Here is a 23,697-nt window from a genome sequence, read left to right on the forward strand (position 1 = left end):
CGGCGGTTCACTCGACGCTGAAACGGTGACGGATATCGGCAATCGTATCCGTCACCACCTGATCGAGCACCCCGGCATCGATTTGCGCACCTTCGGCCAGCAGCGAAGCCAGCCTCATCGCGCCGATATTGCCGCCAACGCCGCGCAGGCTGTGCGCCTCCCGCCGGGCCTTCCCGTGGTCGCCAGACCGGATCGCGGCAGACAGCTTCTTGCCCAGACTGGCCATATCGCGCAGCGACAGTGCCAGCACCGTGTTGCGCCGATCTTCGGGCAATGCATCGAACAATTGCCGCGTGGCCTCTTCATCAATCAACGGGATGGTGGCCGGGTCGGCGGCGGTGCCCGCGCTCTGGCGCAACACTTCCTCCATGCGCGCGGTCAGGGACGCCAGATCGACGGGTTTGGAGACCAGCGCGTTCATTCCCGCTTCCAGCAGCTCATCATGGTCCGATTGCATGACATGCGCGGTCACTCCAACCACGGGAACCTGACCTTTCGCGCCGGGCAATTGCCTGATCAGGCGTGTTGCTTCCTTGCCATCCAGCAGCGGCATGTTCACGTCCATCAGGATAATATCGAAATCACCATTCTGAACAGCGACAATCGCTTCCCGGCCATCTTCGGCAAACTCGAACGTGCACCCTGTGAGTTCCAGCATGGAGGCCAGTACTTGCCGATTGGTGGCGATGTCTTCTGCGATCAGCACATGTGCGGCCAGCTTGACGGGCGGACTGGCAACCGGCTGCCTGGGCACATGGCCGGTCCTGTCGAAAGAGAGGATGCGAACCAGCGGAATCTCGAACCAGAAACGACTTCCCTTGCCGACTTCGCTTACAACGCCGATCGTGCCTTCCATTGCCCTGACCAGCCGCTTGCAGATCGCCAGGCCCAGGCCTGCGCTATATCCGGACCCTGCGGTCATCGTCCGCAGCCGGGTGAAATCGGTGAACAGCCTTCGCTGCAGTTCCTCCCTGATTCCGGGGCCGTCATCCTCGACCTCGATCCGCAGGGTTGCGCCCTTGTTCTGTGCGATGACCTGGACCGTGCCGCCGGGTGTATATTTCAGTGCATTGGACACGAGATTGTCGATCAATTGCCGGAAACGGGTCGGATCGACGAGTACGGTTTTGGGTATGTCCGGATCGATGCGGCTGGTAAGCACGACATTCGGATTGGGATTGGCCACCTGCCAGAACTCCACGATATTGCCCAGGGCCATATGCAGGTCCACCGCTTCGGGTTGCAGCTCGATCTTGCCGGTTTCGGCGCGCACGAATTCGATAATGTCATTCAGCAGGATGTTGAGCTGGAGGCCGGAACTGCGCGCTAGGTTGAGCTTGTGGCGCTGCGCATCATCCAGATCGCTGTGAGACAAGGTTTCGAGCAGTCCCAGAATACCATTCATCGGTGTGCGGATGTCATGGCTCATCATGGCAAGGAACTGGGACTTCGACCGATTGGCTTCCTCGGCTTCGGCATGGGACAGGGCCAGCTCGTCTGAAAGCTTGCTCAGGGTCTTGACCCGCCGCCCGGCAATAAGGCTGAGTGCGCGTGCATGCCTTTCCGTGTGGCGCTGCAAGGTGATGTCCTGAACGGTACCAAAGACTGATTGAAAACGGCCCCGATCATCAGTTTCCCGGCGCAACGTCCACCTGATCCAGCGCACCTCCTGATCCACCGGCCTTATGATGCGGTGTTCGTAGATGTGATCAATGTCGGTTGGCATTTCAGTGTAGAATTTTATCTCGTCAGTAGCCACGCGCTTGCGGTCCAGCCGATGAATTCTGGTCTGCAGCAGTTCGGGATTCAGGTCGCAACCGGAAGGCAGGCCGAGGATCTGGCGCAATTCGGGAGAGTAGATGAACTTCCCCCCGCGAGGCCTGAATACGGTGGCAATCCGGGCGGTGCGCTGGGCTGCCAGCAATTCCCGGTTCCCCAGCTCCAGACGGCTTTGCAGCACTTCTTCCCGTTCGAGCAGTTCACGATTGATTCTGTCGAGTTCGCGCGCACGCCTTTCCAGCAGCGCTTCTGCGTCAAGCCGCGCTTTTTCGGAGCGTTGCAACCTGCGCTTGAGCAGGTTCACTTGCTCTTCGGGCGTCAGTTTGCCCAGTGCTTCTTCGATACTCACCACAGTCTACAGGCATTCGCTCATGGAAGTTGCTGTCGAGGTATGGTCTATCTTACCCAGGACAGATTGCGAAATTCTCACCGGTACAGTAGCGCATTGTTGATACCTCAGGCCGTCAGGGGATATTGCCCGGGCGCAGCGAGATGGTCCGGCCGGGCCCCCCGGGTAAGGCCGCTGGCCCAGTGCCAGCCGGATTGTCTGAAACCGCGGCAGCCGCCAATCCCGGCGCGTTATTCGCGCCGGGGTGCTCCTTCATTCTGCGCGGCTGAACTGACCTGAACCGACCTGCTGACGTCGAGGCTGGCGCCTGCATCGAAAGCGCCACCGGGACCGGGGCCGACCGTGCTCACGCCGGCACCAACCCTGCCGATGGAAACGCTCTGGCCGGCATTGTTGTCGACCACAAGCTTGACCCACAAGCTGTTGTCATCCCTGAACCAGGAGGTCTCACCGGCAGCGCGCAGCGCGGCCAGGCTGGCTTGCTCTGCACCCCCGGCAGTGGTGCTGAATCCGGGCAGTTCAAAGATTACCGAGGAGCCGTTGTCCATTTCCCGCAGGGACAGTGACAGGGCTTCCCTGCTGGTCTCCACCCTGACGTCGGCTCCGCTGCGGATCGTGGTCTGCCCGGTGTACTCCCACCGCCTGCCGTTACGGCTGAGCATGACCGGATCGGTGATGGGACCACCGCCAAATCCGAAATTGCCGCCCACGCCAAAGTGGCCGAAGTCACCGCGGCACACAGCAGCGCCCCAGTCCGGCCTGATGTCACAGGCTTCGTCATCGGACGCGATGCCGTTGTCGAGCACGATATAGGAATTGGGCACACCGCCGACAGAGCCATCCCGGTCATGGATCGCCGCGCCCCTCCAGGCATTGGCACGCCCCAGATCGGAGGCCCAGCTGCGCACATATGGCGGGAAACTGACCGGCTTGGAATTGACGAACTGTGCGCCCTCAATGGCGTTTTCGGTGCTCATCCCGAAGCTGGTATACATCAGGTAGGAGATCGCTCCCGCATCGCGCGTATCGTTGGGCATGAAGTTGACGAAAGTGGTGTTCACCACATCGTGCCGCATGTCGTAATACTCGTAACCGCGGATCGGGAAATCCGTGAGGTCGTTCGGCATGCTGCGACCATAGGCGATTTCCTGCGGCGTGCTGGGATTTCCGATATTGCCGGATTCACCCACGAACACCGAATCGACCACCTTTGACGTATAGGCGGCCTGACCAACTGCGGCAGCCGCGTGGGTAAAGCCGACAGCATTGTCGGCCACTCTCAGGTTGGTGAACAGATGCAGTTCACCGCGACCCCATACGCCGCCGTGCCGGTTCTTGTAGCTGGTGAAATTCTCGAAGTGCGACACCAGCTTCTCGCTATTCGTGTCGGCCGGATCGGCATGGGCGAAATGGTAGTTGCTGCCACCGACACTGAAGGTGTTGTCGGGATTGGGACCACGGTCGAACATGAACCCGTCGTAATTGGAGTGGGCGGTGTTGCCGCTGAACTCGCGCACCGCAGTGCGGCGCGGCCATGTGTTGGCACTGGTCTCCGTACCTTCAAACTGGCCCGTAGGATGAACCGGCAAGGCGAACCAGAAACCTATCTGGTCGGAACCTGCAGCCACGTTGTCACGATAGATATTGTCCGGATTGGTGATCCAGAACGTTGACGCCGTGTTGTCCGAGGCAATCAGGACATGGTCGGAGCTCTGACCAGCGGCACTCGATGCAAAAGTCGATGTATCGGCCGATCCTGCCGGTCCCAGGTTGGTCGGCTGACAGGGCAGGGTGGGGTGACACTTGGTCATGATCCCCAGATTGTGGACGAACTGGTTGCCCGTCTCCACCGCGTCTTCCAGGAAGAAGCAGTGACCCACGGTGTTGAAGGTGACGTTGTTTTCCACCCGCACATTATTGGTGCCATGCACCGTTACGCAGCGGCTGTAGGTATCGTGGATTGCGGAGTTCTGGATGTACTGCCCCTGGCCTTCGCCAACGAGGTGCCAGTGCATCGGGTAGCGGGCCAGATGCATGTTCTGCCCCATGCGGTTCAGCTCCACGCCGGAGACGCGCACGGTCGATGCGAGCATCGCCATGATGTGCCCGCCGAAGTAGTTGTTGTCCGCGTCTTCCGAAGCCTGGATCACGATATTGCGCGTCAGCAGGCCCACTTCGCCGCGCTCGTCCACGCCGAAGGTGATTTCACCGAAATGCATGTATTCCAGCGCGCGATCGAGCGTGATCACGTTCCCGTTGACGGCGGCGATGGTTCGCCTCTCTGCCTGACGCGGGTTGAAGTCGGTTGATGCCAGCACGATCTGATCGCCCTGTCGCCAGTCACTGGCATCCAGCACTTCGATTTCGGCGCTGCCGGCCTGCGCCGTTCTGGCAAGCTTGGTCCAGGTGTGCTCCCGGTTGCCATGCAGGTTCAGCGTGCCGCCCATGATCAGAATGCCGCGGTCCCCCATGGTGTTGATGTCTTCATCGGGGACATTGTCTGTCAGGGTAATGGTCGCATTATGCGTGAAGGGCCGCTCCTCGCTGCCGATCTGCAATTCGCCCCGGCGCAAATAGATCCACTCGGTCTCCAGCGCGATATCGTGATCGTCCGCAAAGCGCAGCTTGCCGTCGATGGTAAGGCTGCGCAGCGCAGGCGGGCTGACGTCCAGGACAACTTCCATGTCCCGGCCAATCATGACCTCTTCGCCTGCGCCCGGCACCTTGCCGTCCGGCCATGCGGCAGGATCGGACCACTGCACTGTCCGGACCACCGCAGGAGGCGCATCAGTGCCCGCGTCCATATGCTGGTGGGCTTCCTGAGCATCAGCCTGTGCACCCATGCCAAGCAAAACGGACACAGGAAGAAGCAAAGACACAAGGAGCAGGCGAGATTGCATGCGCATGACGATTATCCCCTCAACCGGGACTTTGAGCCCCGCTTTTTATAATTGGCCATGACTTTGCAACGGATGGCCGGATTTGCCAAGACGATATCAGGCCTGCGCCGAGACTGGTTGTAATTGATTGTAACAGTTTTCGCATCTTTGCAGTTGCCCGCACCTCTGGCCCACCCCTGTGAGATGGACCGATACAGCGATGACGCCTGGAAAGTGGCCACCAGCGACGGGCGGCAATCGATCGGGATCGATCTCTATCCGATATTTTCAGGTGAGTGGTGCCGCTTAGGTGACTCGAACACCTGACCCCATCATTACGAATGATGTGCTCTACCAACTGAGCTAAAGCGGCACTGCACTCGCGCCATTATCGCTGGCCTTGGGCAAGCGCAATGGGCGAAAATATGGAGGCCCGAGCCGGAATCGAACCGGCGTGCAAGGATTTGCAGTCCTCTGCGTAACCACTCCGCCATCGGGCCGGAACCCTCGCTATTCGCGGGGGAGGCGGCGGACTAGCGGGGAATTGCCATCATGGCAATGCTTCCTTTCCTGCCCCCTGCCGGGCTGGTTACAGGCCGGCCGGATGCGGTGACAATAATTTCGCCGCGGCCGCCTGAAAAAAGTGGTATTTTTTGCCTCGCTCCGGTCGCCGGAGCGGAGGGGGTGCCATGACGGATATACGCAAGCCAATATTCGATGCCGTGCGCGCAGCGGGCAAGTCCGGCCTGTTCAATGACAGCGCGAAGATCACTGCTCTTGATGCGCTGCTGGACGATTTCGGCATCCCGAAATCGGAACCTGCGGTCACCGATGTGACGCTCAAGATCCTGCTGGAAATCGCTAAGCACGAAGGAATCGTGCCCGAAGCCTATAAGGATAGCGTGGGCGTGTGGACCTGGGGGATTGGCGTCACCAACGCCAGCGGGCACCAGGTCTATCCGCGATACAAGGACAATCCGCAGACGCTTCCCTATACGCTGAAGGTCGCCGTGTGGCTGATGCGGCAGAAGTATCTGCCCCCTGTGCTGGCGGCGTTCGAGGACTGTAATCTGACCGAGAACGAGCTGGGTGCGGCGCTTTCCTTCCAGTACAACACCGGCGGAATTGCGCGGGCGACGTGGGTCAAGCAGGTGGTTGCCGGCCAGCTTGCAGAGGCGCGTGTGTCGATCCTCAACTGGAACAAGCCGCCGGAGATTCTCGGTCGCCGCAAAGCGGAGCGGGACCTGTTCTTCGATGGCAAATGGGCAGGCGACGGCAAGGCGCTGGTCTATGGCGTCGCCAAGCCGAGCTATCATCCCAAGGGTGCGGTCAACACCGATATCACCGCAGCGGCGCGCGAGGCGTTGAAACCTTAGCGGCTCCGGGCCTGTCACATTGGGTCCATCACACTTGTCGAGGCTGCGCGCAGGCTCTAGCCACGGGGCCACAGCGCAACAGGATATGGTGCAGATGGCCGACGACAAACCCAAATTGCAGCGGATCGCGGGGCATAGCGAGGAGCGCTTCCTCGGCTCCGACGTGTTCGAGAGTGACCGGCGCAACCTGCCGCCGCCCAATGGCTCCGGTACCATCCGTGAGGATGCGCGCGATATCGATATCTACCACCAGTGCGATGTGGCGGTGATCGGCGGCGGACCGGCTGGTTGCGCGGCGGCGTGGGCTGCGGCCAGGGCGGGCGCCGATGTCACCTTGGTGGAGCGCTACAACTGCCTGGGCGGGCTTTCCACCGGCGGTCTGGTGATGTGGATTGACCGCATGACAGACTGGCAGGGCAACCATGTGATCCAGGGCTTTGCCCGCGAATTCATCGAGCGCATGCCGCCCGAGGCCGTGGCCGGTCCTCCGCGAGCGGACTGGGGCAGCCGCGACCCGGTGAAGGCGGGCTATTGGGGCAATCGCACCACTGCCTTTCACGGCATCGTGCAATGGGCGCCCACGCTCGATCCCGAACGGATGAAGCTCAACGCGCAGGAAATGCTGCTGGAGGCGGGCGTGCGCATCGTCTTCCACGCATGGGCCGCGCGCCCGCTGGTGGAGGATGGTGCGGCAAAGGGCGTGATCTTCGAAAGCAAGGCCGGGCGCAACGCACTGCTGGCCAAGGTGGTGGTGGATACCACCGGCGATGGCGACATGTTCGCCCGCGCCGGGGCCGAATTCGACACCGATATCGAGGAAGGCGACGTCCACCATTCGATGAACACCGGCTGGGTGCTGGGCGGCGTGAACATGGATCGCTGGATCGACTGGAAGGTGCATGACCCGGACGGCCTGCGCGAATTCATGGCGCGCGGACGTGAGGAGCTGGGATATTTCCAGACTCCTTATGTCAGCTGGCGGCCCGATATCGCGCTGTTCCTGGGGCCGCGCCAGTCTGGCCTGTCGGCGCTCGACGTGGATGACATGACCGAGGTCGAGATTCGCAGCCACCGTCTGATGGAGGGCCATTGCCAGTTCTTCCGCAAACATGCGCCGGGCTTCGAAAGCGCCTATTCGCTGCAAAGCGCCAGCCAGCTGGGCGTGCGCCACACGCGGCGGCTGGCAGGGCTTGGCCGGATAGAGCGCAAGGACTGGGGCGAGGATATTCCCGCAACGGATGAAGTGGGCATTTCCCCCTCGATCAGCCCCAAGTTTCCGGTCGTGTCCGTGCCATACGGATCGCTCGTCCCGCGCGCGCTGGACGGGCTGCTGGTGGGCGGACGGCACATCAGCTGCGATGCCAATTCCCACGGCTTCATGCGCGAGATTCCGCAATGCTGGCTGACCGGCCACGCGGCAGGCGTGGGCGCCGCGCTGGCTGCCGATGGCGGCGTGCAGCCGCGCGATGTGAATGTGGACCAGATTCGCAAGGTCCTGCGGGCGCAAGGTGCGCATCTGACCGACGATGCAGCGGTGGCGGCGGTGCGGGCGGAGGCTGTTCCGGCGCAATAAATCACACCTGATGCAGCGGAGAACAAGGGGGCAAAGGTGCGGCCTGCCGGCAGGCGCGCGCTCTGCTGGCGCTGGCGGCAGGCTGGCGGCGCGCACGGCCAGCTTGGCCAGAGCCCTCACCATCTATGGCGAGTGAGGAGCCCGCCTGTCGTGCTTGGTGACCTGCCTTGTCGATATGGCACTTATCAGGGGCCGCACGCCGCCCCGCGCACTTCCAGTCCTGATCGGCGAGACGGCCACGCCCGCCATTCCAACCTGCATGCAGGAACCCTTCACCTTGGCTTCGTACATCAGGTGATCCGCTTCGCCCACCAACAGCTCCAGCGAAGCGCTTCCGGGTGGGACCAGCAAGGCACCCAGGCTACACAGAAAATTGCCCTCCGGCCCGGTTCGCCTGTCGTTCAATGTTGTATCCAGTCGTCTGGCGAGGCCGCGCGCTGCGTCCTCACTTTTCACCGGCATGAAGATGACGAATTCGTCCCCGCCCATCCGGGCAAAGACGTCTCCGCGCCGGATTGATTTTCTGACAAGAGAAGAGAAATCCTTCAGCCGCTTGTCTCCGGCGGCGTGGCCGTGCCGGTCATTTACGGCCTTCAGTCCATCAAGATCGGCATATATGAGAAGGCGCCATTGTCGGCTGCTGCACAAGGACTCGGCAAATTCAAAAAACGCCTGCCTGTTCAGTGCTCCGGTCAGCGGTTCGATCCGTGCCAGCCACCACTCTCTCAGGAAGGCACCGCGCACCGCCGCGATGACAATTATGAGCATTGAAAGAGCGACAAATCGCAGCCCAAGGTCCCACGAAAGAGCCGCTGAACCATAGGGGTAGAGTTCAAATCCATTGATCCAGAATGTCAGCAACATGCAGCAGACCGCAACTGCGTAGCCCCGCGTCAGGCCCAGCAGCCACGTGGCACCGCACATCACAAACAGATAGACCGGCCCAAACCAGACGTTTGCCCCGGTGATCACATCTGCCAGCAGGGCAAGATCGACCAGCAACAGAACTATGATCCAGGCAGTTGCCCGCCGCAGGCGTTGGGTTGTGTATGCCCAGCTCGATATGTGGCTGAAAGCATTCAGTGAAGGCGGCGCTTGCATGGCCCTCTTTTCGGCCAAAAAGGTAAATTTGCGCTTATCGAATTGCCCTGTTTCGTGAAGCTATCTGGGTTTCGTGAAGCTAGCTGGACGCATTCTCACCATGTCCGTGCAATTGGCCGGGATTTTTCAGACATCGCAAACAACTGGCGGAGCTATAGCTCAATCTGCTCGGTGCAGGAAAGAGCGCGCCGCCAATCGGTCTGGCGGCGCGCCTCACTTTCGATTCCGGATCAGCAAACCTGACCGGGATACCATTCGGTGACCATCGGCGTGCCCGAAATTGTGCCCTGTTGATAGAAGATTGTCAGGTTGTCATCGCAGACATACTGGACGCCATTCCCATAGGAATTGAACCAGGTCACGACGTACATTGCCTGTGCGGGGGCTGCCATCCCGAGGGCGGCCAGAGCAAGTCCCGCGGCTGCGAGCCGCTTACGGCGGAAGTTCAACATATCCATCTCCTCTGTACGCGACTCCAGTAGTCGCAAGCGAAGGATATGAATATAAGAAATGGAGTCAATAATAGTAGTTGGAGATACGCAATGTTACTTATTTAGAATATTATCACAAAATATATGAATAATATTCCGTTTTCCTTGTCAATTCACTATTCAAACGCGGAGCGGATGGCGGTTTTATATGGCTGATGGACGCTCGTCCCGGATCGGATTACCATACGATGGAAGCCGATATTGTGAATACCGCACGGCTGACCAGTCAGGCGAATGTAGTCTTTTTGATCAGTGTGCGCCTCACTGCCATGGGCCGCACCCTGCTCACGCACCAGCCAGAAATGCGCGCAGCACGCGCTCGCTGCCTTCGGGATCATCGCGGTAGCTGCCGTGGCCGCAGCCTTCGAACACTTCCAGCTGCGCGCGTCCGGCAAATGCTTCGGCCAGTTCCTGCGCACAGATCACCGGAGTGATCGGATCTTCGGTTCCGGCCAGGATCAGCGTGGGGCAGGTGATGGCGGCCAGCTGCGGGCGCAGGTCCATGTCCTGTAATTCGCCCTTGAAGAAGTGGATCGTCACCTCATCCTTGCGGATTGCGCGATTCATTGCCGCAGCGGGATCGGTCGCGGGGTTGCGGTTGTAGAGCGGCAGGCAGACACTGGTATAGCGCGCGAAGCTCTCCTTGCTGGGCTGCTCCCAGTTGGCCCGGGCCACTTCCACGGCCTCGGCGCCGCCCAGCTTCTCGAATATCGCCAGCGTATGGTCATAGCGCATGCGCGCAGCGGTAGAGGAGAGGATCAGTTTTGATGGTCCATGCGGGTGCCGCGCGGCATAATGCATCGCCACCATGCCGCCAAAGCTCTGCCCCAGCACCACCGGCTTTTCGATCCCCAGTGCGGCGCAGAAATCGGCAATGTCATCGGCCCAGCGGTCCAGATGCATGTCAGCAAAATCGCCGGTGGAACGGCCGTTGCCCCGGTGGTCCAGATAGATCACCTGATGCGTATCGGCGAAACGATCGAAATAGGGGCGCAAGGTCGAGTGATCGAACCCTGGCCCGCCATGCAGCACCAGCAGGGTGGGGCGCGGCTCCATGCCCTCCGGCCCCGGCATCAGCTGCGATCCGGCGGTGTCGAAGAAGATGCGCGCGCGGTCCAGCTGGATGAACATGGTGGTCTATTCCTTGGCTGGCAGCAACACGCCTCCGGTGCGCATCGGCTGCACGTCCTGGCGGAAGGTGCTGAGGTAGCCGGTGGCGGGAATGCGGAAGCCCGGGCCGGTGCGGGTGGCCATCTCCTCGGCTGTCAGGTCAATATCGATGCTGCGGTTCTGGACAGAGATGCGGATGATATCGCCATCCTGCACCAGCCCGATGGGACCGCCGATGGCTGCCTCGGGCGCCACTTCGGCCACGGTCAGGCCCTTCAGGCACAGGCCCGAAAGCTGGCCATCGGTGACGAAGGCGGTGGTCTTGGCAAGGCCTGCCGCGTCGAGCGCAAACAGCACCAGGCTGGCGCTGCCGCCCATCGCCGGGCCGCCTTTCAGCCCCTGATTGCGGGCGATCACCACGTCGCCCGGCTTGACCACGCCGTCCTCGATCCCCTGCAGGCACTCCATGGAACTTTCGAACACGCGGGCAGGGCCTTCAAATTCCTCTGGCCGGGAGCCATCGCGAATGCCCAGCCGGACCACCGCTGTATCGGCGAAATTGCCGCCGAGAATGGCGATGGCGGGGCCGGGGCCGATGGGATTGTCCAGCGGGCGGATCACGTCCGGTCCCTCAACCTCATAGCCTTCAAGATTTTCCGCCAGCGTCTTGCCGGTGCAGGTGAGCGCGGAACCTTCGATCATCGGCAGCAGGCGCTTCAATATGGCGCGCGCGCCGCCGGCATCCTCAAACTGTTCGATCCGCACTTCGCCCGTTGGCCGCACGGCGGAAAGCACCGGCACATCGGCCATCTCCTCCCACATGGCGAAGATATCGAGGCCGTTTTCCGCCTCGATGGCGGTCGCCTGCAAATGCTTGATGGCATTGATTGAGCCGCTGACGGCCAGCACGGTGGCGATCGCATTGCGGAATGCGCCTTCGGTCAGGATCGAGCGCGGCTTGAGGTCCTCACCCACCATTTCCACGATGCGGCGGGCGGCGGCGCGGGCGTTTTCCTGCATCTTGGGCGAATTGCCGCGCACGGGCGCATGGCCGGGCAGTGCCATGCCCAGCGCTTCGACCACCGAATGCATGGTGTTGGCCGTGGCCATGCCCGCGCAAACACCGGGCCCCATGATGGCATTTTCAGCCAGGTCGGCGATGGGGAACTTGGGCTTCTTGCCGAACCGCTCACCAATCTGGCCCGACCACACATCCTCCACGTCCACCGGCTCACCATCGATCTGGCCTGCCTGCTGGTAGCCGCCGATGACAAGGATGGTGGGAATGTTGAGGCGCGCTGCGGCCATCAGGTGGCCCGGCGGCGTCTTGTCGCAGCTGGTCAGGCAGATCATGCCATCCAGCAGCGCGGCTTCCACCTGCACCTCAATGTCATTGGCGATGATGTCACGCCCGGCCAGGATATAGGACCCGGCCTTGTTGGCGCCGGTGATGAAGTCCGACGGGGCGGCGGTGCGCACTTCGAATGGTATGCCGCCAGCCTTGCGGATTTCCTCCTTCACGATCCTGGCGATGCCATCGAGGTGGGCATAGCAGATCGCCAGCTCGCTGGAGGAATTGACCACCGCGATCTTGGGCTTGAGCATGTCCTCCTGCGACAGGCCGAGCGCCTTCCAGTTCGCCCGGCGAGACGGAGAGTTCGCGGCGAGGCTGCGTAGTTCTGGCATGGGTAAATCCTGCTTGGGTGGCCTTCTATTCGGCCGGTTGGGGCTGCGCATCTTCCAGCAGGCGATCTGCCGCCAGCTTGCGCGCGAAATAGGCCAGCGCCATCAGTCCGATCACCACACCCACCAGGCACAGTGCCGTGAACATATAGCCATCGAGCACGGCGGACTTGCTGGAAAGGAACCAGGCGGCACCCACATTGGGCGCGGCCACGGCGGCGAACTTGGCCATGAAGCTGGCCCAGCCACCCCCGGTGGCGCGCACGGCGCTGGGGTAATAGATGCTGGTGATGGAAATCACCGCCGCATGTCCGGCGCTGATCATGATCGATCCGGCCAGCACCACGGGAATGAACAGCGCGCCTTCCAGCAGCGCTCCCGATCCGATCAGCATGGCCAGCGGAATCCCCAGCAACGGCGCGGCGGCAATCCATGCAGGTCCGCGCTTTTCGGTGAACACCAGCAGCAGCACACCGGCAATGGCGCCGATCATCCCGCCGATGGAGCTGAGATCGGCGGCCATCGTGCGCTCTATCCCCAGCTCCTCCAGGAACAGCACGCCAAAGCTGGATTTGAGATAGATCGCAAAGCTGGAGCAGAAATAGGCGAACCAGATCAGCGGGGTGATATAGATCAGCCAGCCACGGAACAGCTCCGCCAGATTGGCCAGCGGGTCCTGCCGGGCATTGGCCTTGCGCTCATCCGACAGCACGAAATGGGTAAAGCGCTTGAGGTCGGCAGCAGGATCGAAGCGGTTGAGCAGCGGCACTATGCGGTCTGCCGGCTTGCCCTTGGCGGCCAGCCAGCGGGCGCTTTCAGGCATGGTGAACAGCAGGATCAGCGCCAGCACGCCGGTGGCGGCACCGCAGGCAAAGAACACGCCTTCCCAGCCATAGACCGGGGCGAGGAAATTGGTCACCTGACCTGCCGCCGCACCGCCAAAGCTGAAGCCCAGCATGATGATGGTGACAGCGCGCGCCTTCTTGCCCGCGGGCATGCTTTCGATATTGATCGACCATGCCGGAGCCAGCAGGCCGCCAATCGCCAGCCCGCCCAGCAGACGCAGCACGATCAGCATCCACGGCCCGTCGGCAAAGCCGGTGATGAAAGTCAGCACCGCGCTGAGCAACGTGCACCAGATGATGACCGGGCGCCGCCCGACGATATCGGCGATATAGGAGCCGACCAGCGATCCGATCATCTGCCCCAGGAACGCTGCCGAACTGACCAGGCCGGTCATAGTATCGGTCAGCGCCATTTCCTCGCGCAGATAGGGCAGGGTGAAGGAGATCAGCGAGAAGTCCAGCCCGTCGAAGAATGTGACGCAGCTGGAAATGACAAGCAGATAGATATGGAAGCGCGTCATCCCGCGATCTTCCAGGAATTTCGCGACGTCCAGCGTATTGGCCGGTGTAGTGGCCTGCGTACTGGCCATGATCGATCCTCTCCCCAGATCCCCTTTTATGGCGATGACGATAGAGGCAGGCGGGCAAGTCCGCTAGGTGGCAATTGGTCAAAAATTGTATTGGCTGAAAAAGTTCAGAATTGGGATGCCTTGACCTTTTCGCCTTCATGCCAATCCAGATCGCGCAGATAATTGTCCAGGGCATCGGCCTGCGTCGGCGTTTGCGCGAACATGAACGGCGTGTGGTTGACGATCCGGTAGCCACCTTCGGGCGCGGTCTGGATCAGCGTTTCGCAATCCGCTGCCGCCAGCTTGGCCCGCAGGCGCGATACATGCACTTCCACGCTGTTGGTTTCCGGCTCGTGGCTGATGCGCCACACGTCTTTCAGCAATTGCCCGCGCGTGACCCGTTCGCCGGGATTATCGGCCAGACGCCACAATACGCCGAATTCGCGCGGATGCAGGCTGAGCCAGCGCGCTCCGCGCCGTGCATCGCGGTGAAACAGGTCCAGCGTGATCGGCCCCAGCGTGCGCCAGCGCGGCAACAGGCCGAACATTTCCGCCACGCGCTGCGATCTGGCGGAAAGTTCGCGCATGCTGGCGCAATCGGGCAGGACTTCCGCGCACCCCATGGACAGCAGACTGGCGCGTTCGGCGGCATCGGCCACGCCCACCAGGATCAGCCGCCACGCCGGACGGTCAGCCTCGGCCAGGCCACAGCGCTGCGCCGGGGTAAGGCTCCGCACATCGCAGATCAGGACATGCTTGCAGTCGGCCCGACAGCCATCACGACCCCTGCACAATTGCCAGCCCCCCAGCCGCAGGTCCCACTTTTCGGGCGGTTCAGATGTATCGGCTACCCAGCCGAAGTATGCCACAACTCCACTCCTGCCCCATTTCAGCTGTGCATGGCACAGCCAAACGGACAAACATGCAATTCAGTATTATGCACGATTGCTCGGACTGCCCATGGGCCTACATGATTTGCTTTTCGGCACCTCAGGCGGCGGAAGAGTTTACCCCCATGCTTTGCAGGTAGCGTTTGATATTGCGCGCTGCCTGCCGCAGCCTCTGTTCGTTTTCGACCATGGCGATGCGCACGAACCCTTCGCCATCCTCGCCATAGCCCACGCCCGGCGCCACGGCGACTTCGGCGTGGATCAGCAACTGCTTGGAAAATTCCAGGCTGCCCATTTCCTTCAGTTGCGGCGGCAAGGGCGCCCAGGCGAACATGCTGGCGGGGGGCGGGGGAATTTCCCAGCCGGCGCGGCCAAACGCCTCGACCATCACGTCGCGTCGCTTGTGATACAGCAGGCGGTTCTTTTCGACGATGTCCTGCGGCCCGTTCAGCGCGGCGCAGGCGGCCGCCTGAATCGGGGTGAAGGCGCCGTAATCGATATAGGACTTCACCCGCGTGAGGGCGGAGATCAGCGTCGGATTGCCCACGGCAAATCCGATCCGCCAGCCAGCCATGGAATAGGTTTTGGACAGGCTGGTGAATTCCACCGCCACATCCTTTGCACCCTTGGCCTGCAGGATCGAGGGAGTGGGCTTGCCGTTGAAATACAGCTCCGAATAGGCGAGGTCGGACAGCAGCCACACCTTGTGGAACTTGGCCCAGTCCACCAGCTGCTCATAAAACGCCAGATCGACCACTTCGGCGGTGGGGTTGGAGGGGAAATTGACCACCAGCACCGTGGGGCGCGGGACGGTGAAGTTCATCGCCTTTTCCAGCTCCGCCCAATAGCGGTCGTCGGGCGTTGTGGGGACAGAGCGGATCGATGCCCCGGCAATGATGAAGCCGAAAGTGTGGATCGGATAGGACGGATTGGGCGCAAGAATGGTATCGCCCGGCGCGGTGATCGCCGTGGCCAGGCTGGCCAGACCTTCCTTGGACCCCAGCGTGACGACCACTTCCTTTTCAGGATCGACTTCCACCCCGAAGCGGGTCTGGTAGTAATTGGCCTGAGCCTTGCGCAGGCCGGGAATGCCCTTGGATTGCGAATAGCCGTGCGACGAGGGATCGCGCGCAACTTCGCACAATTTGTCGATCACATGGGCAGGCGGGGGCAGATCGGGATTGCCCATGCCAAGGTCGATGATATCGCGCCCTTCCGCTCGCGCGGCCGCTCGCATCGCGTTGACTTCGGCGATGACATATGGCGGCAGGCGCTTGATGCGGTAGAATTCGGTATCCATGATTTCCGTTTCATCAGGTTGATGGTGCTGCGCGAGTGTGGCCGAATCGACCGCGTCGCGCAACGCAGGTCGATACATCGGGCGGTATTGTCTCCCAAATCACATATTTCCTTCTATGATGATTAAATGAGCAAGAAAACGGGCGAAGCCGATAAAGCGGCAGACATATTCACCGAAATGCTGCGCATGCAGGGCGAGGCGGCACGGCAGGTCATGCAGACCTTCGCGCCCGAAGTGGCCCGCCACATGCCCGACCAGCACGATGTGGATGAGCTGGGCGCATCGATCATGGCCTTCCAGCAAAGCTGGTTCGACATGAACAGCAAGAGCGATGGCAAGGGCGGGGTGATGCCCGCGCCGTTCATGGCCGATCCGGCGCAGTGGATGGCGATGATGCAGGCCTGGTATGACCAGATGCCGTTCCTCGATCCCGAAGAGCAGGCCGAGCTGTGGGAAGAGGGCGTGCAATTGTGGGAGAAGATCCTCACCCATTACGGGCCGGAGGGCGAGCAGGAAGATGCCGCCGCCAGCGCCACCGATGATCCGCATTTCCCGCGCAAGGACCGGCGCTTTGCCGATCCGGCATGGCGCCAGCAGCCGGTGTTCGCGCTGATCCACCAGACCTATCTGCTGCTGGCAGAGCGCGTGGCAGAGGCGGTGGACGAGGTCGACGGGCTGGAGCCGGAGGAGCGCGAGCAGTTGCGCTTCGCCACCAGGAATATCCTCGACGCGATGAGCCCGTCCAATTTCCCGATGATGAATCCGGTGGTGCTGCAACGCACGATCGAAACCCATGGCGAGAATCTGGTGAAGGGCATGGAGCGGTTGACCGCCGATATCGAAAAGGGCCAGCTGACCCACACCGATACCAGCCAGTTCAAATTGGGCGAGAACATCGCCTGCACGCCGGGCAAGGTGATCTATGAAACGCGGCTTTTCCAGCTGATCCAGTACACGCCCACCACCGAGACGGTGCTGGAAACCCCGCTGGTAATCTTCCCGCCGTGGATCAACCGCTTCTACATCCTCGATCTCAACCCGAAGAAGAGCTTCGTCAAATGGGCGGTGGATCAGGGGCTGAGCGTGATCATGGTCAGCTGGCGATCCGCTGACGAGAGCATGGCCGATGTGACATGGGACGATTACATCCGCGCGCAGGTGGAAGCGATTGACGTCGTGCGCGAGCGGCTGAAAGTGCCAAGCGTGCACACCATCGGCTATTGCGTGGCGGGCACCACGCTGGCCGCGACGCTGGCGGTCCTTGCGCGGCGTGAGCAGGCGGACAGGGTGGCCAGCGCCACCTTCCTGACCGCGCAGGTCGATTTCGAACGCGCGGGTGAGCTGAAAATGTTCATCGACGATACCAAGCTGGAAATGATCCGGCAGGCGAGCCAGGGCGGGTTTCTGGACGGGCGCTATATGGCGGCCACGTTCAACATGCTGCGCGGGACGGACCTGATCTGGAACTATGTGGTCAACCACTATCTGCTGGGTGAGAACTACCCGGCTTTCGACCTGCTGTACTGGAACGGCGATGTCACCAACCTGCCGGCCAAATGGCACGAATCCTATCTGCGCGATCTCTACCGCGACAATCGGCTGGTGAAGCCGGACGAGATGTCCGCCGATGGCACGCCGATAGACCTGAGCCGGATCACCACGCCCGCCTATGTGCAGGCCGGGCGGGAGGATCACATCGCTCCGCCCGAAAGCGTGTTCCGCATGATCGGCCAGCTGTCAGGGCCAGTGCGCTTCGTGCTGGCGGGCAGCGGCCATATCGCCGGGGTGATCAATCCGCCGTCCGCCCACAAGTACCAGTACTGGACCGGTGCAGCGGACAGTTCGTCGCTCGAGGATTTCGAGGCCCGGGCGAAGGAACACCCCGGCAGCTGGTGGACGGACTGGATCGGCTGGATTGAATCGCTGGGATCGGACCGCGTCAAAGCCACCGGCAGGCGCAAGCCGGGCGGCAAGAACAATCCGGCACTGGAGGATGCTCCGGGCCGTTATGTGGCGATGCGCTGAGGGCACGAAACCGCCCGCAAGGGACGCGCATCCTCACTTATGGTGCACTGCAACATTTTTCCTTGACTTCGCACCTGCGATTGCTATTTGTGCATTGCAGCAATTAGCTGTCCGGACACCAATGCAACAAGCGAGGAAACATGGCCGACCCGAAAGAGTCCAAAGCCAGTGAAGCTGAAAATGCCAAAACCAATGCAGTGTCATCTGCTGCGGTGAAGGCAGACAAAGTGGCAACGCCCGCGCCTGCTGCTGTTGAACCGGCAGCTGTAAAGCCGGCGGTTGCTCCTGTCGCCGCGGTCCCCGCAGCGAAGAAGGCACCTGCCAAGGCCGCACCGGTCAAGAAGGTGGCTGTGACGAGGAAGGCAGCTCCGGCTGCCAAGACCAGGCCAGCGGCCAAGCCGGCCAAACCGGCAGCAAAAAAGAAATCTCCTCCGGCCGCAAGAAAGGTTCCGGTCAAGACCGCAGCCAAGCCCGCGACCACACCAGTTACCACCCCCCACAAGACACCCAGTGTCACCGAATTGAAGGAAAAGATAATGGCTACCAAGACCGCCGACGTAACCGAGATGATGAGCAAGTCGATGACTGAAGCCGTCTCTGAAATGCAGACCAAGGCTCAGGAAGCTTACGACAAGGGTACCGGCATGGTTTCGGAAATGACCGAAGTTGCCAAGGGCAATGTCGAAGCGATCGTCGAGAGCAGCAAGATCATGGCCGGCGCCATTCAGGATCTGGGCAAGACCTATGCTGATGAAGCGAAGTCTGCCTATGAAACCATCACCGCCGACATGAAGGAAATGGCTGCCGTGAAGAGCCCGACCGAGCTGTTCCAGCTTCAGGGCAAGATCCTGCGTCGCAATTTCGATGCCATGGTCGCCACTTCCTCGAAGAGCAGCGAAGCCGCCATGAAGCTGGCGAATGATGTCATGGCGCCGATTTCCGGCCGCGTGACCATCGCTGTCGAGAAGCTTTCCAAGGTCGCATAAGCGACACGATCTACCGCCGGTCTCTCCTCTCCCGCCGGCGTTCTGAATGGGCCGGGCAGTCAGACTGCCCGGCCCATTTGCATCTGTTGGCCCGGACTCCAGCCCCCGCCGGACAAGCCACTTGGTGATGAATTTCACCGGGCATCTTGCACCTGAACACTTCGATACGATATTTGGCTCTTCCATGATCCGCGATTTCGAACCCCTTGAACCGAACCACACTGATGCGTGCATGGGTGCGTGTCCGCTGACGCTTGCCGTTGGCCAGCGCGCCGGAAACAGGAGTCATGACGGGGGTGATGGCGGCGATGATGGCGGCGGAGCAGGGGACGGCGACAAGGGTCCCGGCGACGGCCAGCTTGGCGTTGCCACCCGGACCCGCACCAAATCCAAGAAGCCCAGCCAGTACAAGGTGCTGATGCTCAACGATGACTACACCCCGATGGAATTCGTGGTGATGGTGCTCAAGCGCTTCTTCCGCATGGATCTGGAACAGGCGACGCGGGTGATGCTGCATGTCCACCAGCGCGGCGTGGGCGTGTGTGGCATCTTCCCCTATGAAGTGGCCGAGACCAAGGTCAATCAGGTGATGGATTTCGCCCGCGAGAACCAGCACCCGTTGCAGTGCACGCTGGAAAAGGCCTGACCGTTTCGGCTCGTGCGCAGATTTGCGCGCATTTCTCCACCGGTATATCAGGGCATGACCGCGCCCACATTCTTCGCTAAGGCCTTGGGTAGCAATCCGCACTGAACCGCTGGGTCCATTCCTTGTCGCACTTCATCACCGCAATTGATCGCTACATTTTCCGGCTTGTGCTGGTGCCGATGATCGGCATCTTCGTGCTTGCCGCCAGCCTGCTGCTGCTGGAAAAAATGCTCCGCCTGTTTGAGTTCGTATCGACAGAAGGCGGGCCGGTGAACGTGGTCTTCCGGATGCTGGTCAACCTCATTCCCGAATATGCCGGTCTGGCGATTCCGCTGGGGCTGATGCTGGGTATCCTGTTCGCCTTTCGCAAGCTGGCCATTTCCAGCGAGCTGGACGTGATGCGCGCGGTGGGCATGTCCTACACCCGCCTGCTGCGCGTGCCCTACCTGATGACCTTTGCGCTGATGGCGCTCAATTTCGCCATCGTCGGCTATCTCCAGCCGCTGGCGCGCTATGCCTATGAGGAAATGGAGTTCGAGCTGCGATCGGGCGCGCTGGGCGCATCGATCAAGGTGGGCGAATTCAACACTATCGAGGATCGCATGGCGCTGCGCATCGAAGCCAGCCAGGATGAGGGGCGCGACCTGATGGGCATTTTCGCCCGCGTCGCCAATGACAAGGGGCAGGTGCTGTCCATCTCCGCGCGCGAGGGGCGCTTCCTCGCCAATCGGGAGGATCGCAACACCATCATCCTGCGGCTGATCGACGGCACCATCATCCATACCGTGCCCAGTGGCCGCTCACGCGTGCTCAGCTTCAGCCAGCATGACCTGCCGATAGACCTGCCCGCGCTGGAAAGATTCCGCGCGCGCGGCGATGCGGAGCGCGAATATGTCCTGCCCGAGCTGCTGGAGATCGGCTGGAGCCGTGAAGCCAGCGTGCAGGACCGGCAGGGCAGCCGCGCCAATTTCAACTATCGCATGGTGGAAGTGGTGATGATGATCATGTTGCCGCTGATGGCGGTGGCGCTGGCCATTCCGCCCAAGCGCTCCACCTCGTCTCTGGGCATCTTCCTCTCGATCGTGATCGTGGTCGCCTATCACAAGGTCAACCAGTATGGGGAAAGCGTGGCGGAGCTGGGCCGGATCGATCCGTTCCTGGCGCTGTGGGGGCCGTTTGCCCTGCTGTTCGCGCTGATCGGGTGGATGTATTATCAGGTCGCCTTTGTGCCCGGCGGACAGCCGATTGGCGGGCTGGAGAATATCTATGCCAAGCTGGCACGGCAGATAAAGGCCCTGCTGCGCCGCCGCCATCGCGGAGAACGGTCCGCAGAGCCAGAGGAAGAGACAATCATTGCTGCTTGATTTCTTCCCCTCGCGCCGCCTGACCATTTATCTGGCCAAGATGTTCGCCGTGCGCATCGTTGCCGTGCTGGCGATGCTGGTGCTGGTGCTGATGATGCTCGACCTGCTCAGCCGCACGGCCGATATCCTCGCCTTTGAGGGCAATGGGGAGAGCGAGCTGTTCACCTATGTCAGCCTGCGTGTTCCGCAGCTGATCCAGCGCTTCCTTCCCTATTCGGTGCTGCTGGCCACCATCCTCACGCTGGCAGGTCTCAACCAGAACAGCGAAGTGGTGGCGATGAAGGCGGCAGGCCTCTCCGCGCACCAGATCCTGGCTCCGCTGCTGCTGACGGCGGCGTTCGTGGCGCTCGCCAGTTTCAGCTTCAACGAACGCGTCGTCACCCGCGCCACCGCCACGCTGAAGGCGTGGGAGAACGTGGAATATGGCGTGGTCCCGGTCGATCCCGACACGAGGCTCAACGTCTATTTCAACGATGGCAATGATGTGCTGATGGCGCGCGAGCTGAGCGGGCTTGGCGATGATGCCGTGCTGACCGGTGTGACTTTCTATGAACGCGACGATGCAGGCATGATCACCCGCCAGATCACCGGCAGCCGCGCCACTTTTGCCAATCCCGGCTGGCTGCTGGACGATGCGCAGGTGTTCGATGTGGTCACCGCGCAGAGCACCGCCGCGACGGAGCCGCTGGTTGTCGCGCCCGGCACCACCATCAGTCAGGTGGAGCTGCGCAAGGTCGATCCCGATGCGGAAACGCTGGCGCAGCTGTCACGGTCTATCGATGCGCTGAAGGCCGCCGGACGCCGCACGGCGGAGCTGGAAGGCAAATGGTGGCACAAGATATCCGGCCCGCTGTCCGCCATGCTGATGCCCTTGCTGGGCGCAGTGGCGGGTTTTGGCCTGGCGCGTTCGGGCCATCTGTTCGCCCGCGCGGTGATCGGAATGGCGCTGGGCTTTGCCTATTTCGTGGTCGAGAATGCCGCGCTGGCGCTGGGCAGTTTCGGCGGATATCCGCCGCTGCTGGCCGCATGGGCGCCCTTCATACTCTTCTTCCTCCTGGGAGAGACGGTGCTGGTGCGGACCGAGGAATAGGATTGCCCGCCGACGGTCGTGCCTGATCTATCTTGCCTTGTTTTTGCCCTTTTTGGGAACAGCTGCATCGCCCAGGAGTCTCTCTGCCAGTAACCACCAAGGAGTATTGGTATGATCAAGCGTAGTCTGACAGCCCTTTCCGCCCTGGCCATTCTGGGCCTGGCGGCATGCGGCGACACGGTGGAAGAAGGCGATACCACCGTTGTCGAAGCCAATACCCCCGAGCCGGCCTATGTGCCTGCGCCATCTGCTGCGCCTGCCGATGCCGACAACAGCTCGGCTGGTGACAGTCTTTCGATTAGCGAAAAGGGTATCAGCGCCACCATGAATGATGGCGGCACCACCATTAGCGCAGATATTGACGGCAACCCCTCATTCTCCGTTGAACGCAACTGAAGCGACAGGTTTAGCCACCAGGCAGGAAGGCCCTCGCCCGATGGCGGGGGCCTTTTTCGTTCTGGCTGCTGGTTGCTTTGTGTCGTCTGCGCGGGCCTTAGCCGCGCCGCCCCATGGTGCTGCGGCCGATCCGCCAGACCAGCGGCCACATGCCCTTGTGCACCGCGCCCTGATAGGTCGATTCCACCCCCAGATGCGCGGCAATGCGGTGATGGGCTGTGTGCAGCGAGTGATAGGGCAGGCTTGGCAGCAGGTGATGCAGCGCGTGATAGCGCAGGCCTACAGGCGCCCACAGGCCGGCAATGAAGGTCGGAACGTTGACCGAATCCAGATATTGCGCGGTCACCGTCATCGCCTCCCCGTCATTCTCCCACAGATGGGCGACCAGCGTGCGCAGCTGGTTGAAGGTGGCGACCGCCGATGCGATGGCCATCGCCACCAGCAGCGGCTTCCACCCCAGCCAGAACGGTGTGGAGATCAGGAACAGCGCCCAGATGCTGGCGCCGATCTGCTGCCACGCGAACCAGCGGCGCTGCTCGTCATTTTCGGGTGGGCGGCGACGGAAATCGGGATTGATGGAGAGCGAGGATGCCCGCTCCCACGTGAATTTGCGCACGGCCGGGAAGATCAGCCCCAGCGGCGCCAGCACGCCCCAGCGGATCAGCAGGCCCACAGGGGCCAGTAGCGCCACCAGGATGAACAGCGGCAGCGACCACGGCTTCATCAGCGCCAGCGGCAGATATTCCGGGTCCTCCGGCGTGCCATAGCGCATGCGCGAATGGTGCAGCGTGTGCACCTGCTCATACATCAGGCTGGGGGTGAGCATGGGGATGCCCACCAGCATGTTCCACGCGGTGCGAAAGCCGGGCAAGGCGTTGCGATGCAGATGGGTGATTTCGTGAATGAACAGCAGCGCGCGGTACAGCGCCATGAAGGACAACAGGCCAAATGCCACCGCCACCCACGTGTCCGTGGCCAGGATCGCGCCCGCCAGCGCGCCATAGCCCACCAGCGCCGAAAGGATCATGTCCGGCCAGTAGATCGCGGGCCGCGCCACGTTGATATCGCGCGTCAGCTCCGCCGCGGCGCGCAGCATCGCCTTGTCGTCAGCGATCTGCGACTTGCGCACGCGCGTGCTGCCATCGGTTGCCATGGCACCTGCGGGGCCGAGAGATTGGGTCGCGGTCATATCCAGTCTTCGCCAGTTCTTATCTTGCCTTGTGCGGCTTGCCATTGCCAAAGATC

At 61.6% G+C, this 23,697-nt stretch carries 19 protein-coding genes and 2 tRNA genes; 9 read left to right on the forward strand and 12 right to left on the reverse strand.

Going from position 1 to position 23,697, the window contains the following annotated elements:
* Positions 1–7 precede the first annotated feature (7 nt).
* Both GRI32_RS08365 and GRI32_RS08370 read right to left on the reverse strand, forming a co-directional pair.
* Positions 8–2,128: an ATP-binding protein gene (locus tag GRI32_RS08365; protein WP_160591174.1), complete on the reverse strand. Its 2,121-nt coding sequence runs from the start codon at positions 2,126–2,128 to the stop codon at positions 8–10.
* 230 nt (positions 2,129–2,358) lie between these two features.
* The gene (locus tag GRI32_RS08370; RefSeq protein ID WP_160591176.1) at positions 2,359–4,971 is read right to left on the reverse strand and encodes a G8 domain-containing protein; all 2,613 of its coding nucleotides are present in this window, start codon (positions 4,969–4,971) and stop codon (positions 2,359–2,361) included.
* A gap of 240 nt (positions 4,972–5,211) precedes the next feature.
* Between GRI32_RS08370 and GRI32_RS10870 the strand changes: the two genes are divergently transcribed.
* Positions 5,212–5,334: a hypothetical protein gene (locus GRI32_RS10870; RefSeq protein ID WP_272916790.1), complete on the forward strand. Its 123-nt coding sequence runs from the start codon at positions 5,212–5,214 to the stop codon at positions 5,332–5,334.
* Here GRI32_RS10870 and GRI32_RS08375 read toward each other — a convergent pair.
* Both GRI32_RS08375 and GRI32_RS08380 read right to left on the reverse strand, forming a co-directional pair.
* A tRNA-Thr gene (locus GRI32_RS08375) sits at positions 5,305–5,380 on the reverse strand. The two genes, GRI32_RS10870 and GRI32_RS08375, sit on opposite strands and share 30 nt — an antisense overlap.
* 53 nt (positions 5,381–5,433) lie before the next feature.
* Positions 5,434–5,507 (reverse strand) — tRNA-Cys (locus GRI32_RS08380).
* 189 nt (positions 5,508–5,696) lie between these two features.
* Here GRI32_RS08380 and GRI32_RS08385 point away from each other — a divergent pair.
* Together GRI32_RS08385 and GRI32_RS08390 are read left to right on the forward strand one after the other, a co-directional pair.
* The gene (locus GRI32_RS08385) at positions 5,697–6,383 is read left to right on the forward strand and encodes a lysozyme (protein ID WP_160591178.1); all 687 of its coding nucleotides are present in this window, start codon (positions 5,697–5,699) and stop codon (positions 6,381–6,383) included.
* A 94-nt stretch (positions 6,384–6,477) separates the two neighbouring features.
* Positions 6,478–7,956: an FAD-dependent oxidoreductase gene (locus GRI32_RS08390; RefSeq protein ID WP_160591180.1), complete on the forward strand. Its 1,479-nt coding sequence runs from the start codon at positions 6,478–6,480 to the stop codon at positions 7,954–7,956.
* A gap of 123 nt (positions 7,957–8,079) precedes the next feature.
* Here the strand turns inward: GRI32_RS08390 and GRI32_RS08395 are convergent, their stop codons facing one another.
* The 7 genes from GRI32_RS08395 to GRI32_RS08425 form a co-directional block, all read right to left on the reverse strand.
* Entirely contained in the window at positions 8,080–8,958 is an 879-nt protein-coding gene (locus tag GRI32_RS08395) for a GGDEF domain-containing protein (RefSeq protein ID WP_160591182.1), read from the reverse strand.
* A 329-nt stretch (positions 8,959–9,287) separates the two neighbouring features.
* On the reverse strand, positions 9,288–9,449 hold the full coding sequence (locus GRI32_RS08400) for a hypothetical protein (RefSeq protein ID WP_160591184.1): 162 nt from the start codon (positions 9,447–9,449) through the stop codon (positions 9,288–9,290).
* 384 nt (positions 9,450–9,833) lie between these two features.
* A complete protein-coding gene (locus GRI32_RS08405) occupies positions 9,834–10,679 on the reverse strand; it encodes an alpha/beta fold hydrolase (RefSeq protein ID WP_160591186.1) in 846 nt (281 codons plus the stop codon).
* 6 nt (positions 10,680–10,685) lie between these two features.
* Positions 10,686–12,344 carry a dihydroxy-acid dehydratase gene (locus tag GRI32_RS08410; RefSeq protein WP_160591188.1) on the reverse strand — a complete coding sequence of 553 codons (1,659 nt, stop codon included), beginning with the start codon at positions 12,342–12,344 and terminating at the stop codon, positions 10,686–10,688.
* 25 nt (positions 12,345–12,369) lie between these two features.
* Positions 12,370–13,776: an MFS transporter gene (locus GRI32_RS08415; RefSeq protein ID WP_160591190.1), complete on the reverse strand. Its 1,407-nt coding sequence runs from the start codon at positions 13,774–13,776 to the stop codon at positions 12,370–12,372.
* Positions 13,777–13,880: 104 nt separating this feature from the next.
* Positions 13,881–14,492 carry a winged helix-turn-helix domain-containing protein gene (locus GRI32_RS08420; RefSeq protein ID WP_337190192.1) on the reverse strand — a complete coding sequence of 204 codons (612 nt, stop codon included), beginning with the start codon at positions 14,490–14,492 and terminating at the stop codon, positions 13,881–13,883.
* A gap of 253 nt (positions 14,493–14,745) precedes the next feature.
* The gene (locus GRI32_RS08425) at positions 14,746–15,945 is read right to left on the reverse strand and encodes an LL-diaminopimelate aminotransferase (RefSeq protein ID WP_160591192.1); all 1,200 of its coding nucleotides are present in this window, start codon (positions 15,943–15,945) and stop codon (positions 14,746–14,748) included.
* A gap of 126 nt (positions 15,946–16,071) precedes the next feature.
* On the opposite strand from GRI32_RS08425, the gene GRI32_RS08430 reads away from it, so the two are divergent.
* From GRI32_RS08430 to GRI32_RS08455, 6 genes are all read left to right on the forward strand, one after another.
* On the forward strand, positions 16,072–17,970 hold the full coding sequence (locus GRI32_RS08430; RefSeq protein WP_160591194.1) for a PHA/PHB synthase family protein: 1,899 nt from the start codon (positions 16,072–16,074) through the stop codon (positions 17,968–17,970).
* A gap of 140 nt (positions 17,971–18,110) precedes the next feature.
* Positions 18,111–18,956, forward strand: a complete 846-nt coding sequence (locus GRI32_RS08435) for a phasin family protein (RefSeq protein ID WP_160591196.1) — start codon at positions 18,111–18,113, stop codon at positions 18,954–18,956.
* 232 nt (positions 18,957–19,188) lie between these two features.
* On the forward strand, positions 19,189–19,602 hold the full coding sequence (clpS, locus tag GRI32_RS08440; protein ID WP_419866768.1) for an ATP-dependent Clp protease adapter ClpS: 414 nt from the start codon (positions 19,189–19,191) through the stop codon (positions 19,600–19,602).
* Positions 19,603–19,724: 122 nt separating this feature from the next.
* Positions 19,725–20,966 (forward strand): LptF/LptG family permease, encoded by a 1,242-nt coding sequence (locus GRI32_RS08445; protein ID WP_160591197.1) that lies wholly within the window; start codon positions 19,725–19,727, stop codon positions 20,964–20,966.
* Positions 20,956–22,056: an LPS export ABC transporter permease LptG gene (lptG, locus tag GRI32_RS08450; protein WP_160591199.1), complete on the forward strand. Its 1,101-nt coding sequence runs from the start codon at positions 20,956–20,958 to the stop codon at positions 22,054–22,056. Before GRI32_RS08445 ends, lptG begins: the two co-directional genes overlap by 11 nt.
* Before the next feature lie 111 nt (positions 22,057–22,167).
* Positions 22,168–22,452: a hypothetical protein gene (locus tag GRI32_RS08455; RefSeq protein WP_160591201.1), complete on the forward strand. Its 285-nt coding sequence runs from the start codon at positions 22,168–22,170 to the stop codon at positions 22,450–22,452.
* Between the two features lie 97 nt (positions 22,453–22,549).
* On the opposite strand, the gene GRI32_RS08460 is transcribed toward GRI32_RS08455, so the two are convergent.
* Positions 22,550–23,641, reverse strand: a complete 1,092-nt coding sequence (locus GRI32_RS08460) for a fatty acid desaturase family protein (RefSeq protein WP_160591203.1) — start codon at positions 23,639–23,641, stop codon at positions 22,550–22,552.
* Positions 23,642–23,697 lie beyond the last annotated feature (56 nt).

The sequence above is a fragment of the Alteraurantiacibacter aestuarii genome, from assembly GCF_009827405.1.
Lineage (GTDB): Bacteria > Pseudomonadota > Alphaproteobacteria > Sphingomonadales > Sphingomonadaceae > Alteraurantiacibacter > Alteraurantiacibacter aestuarii.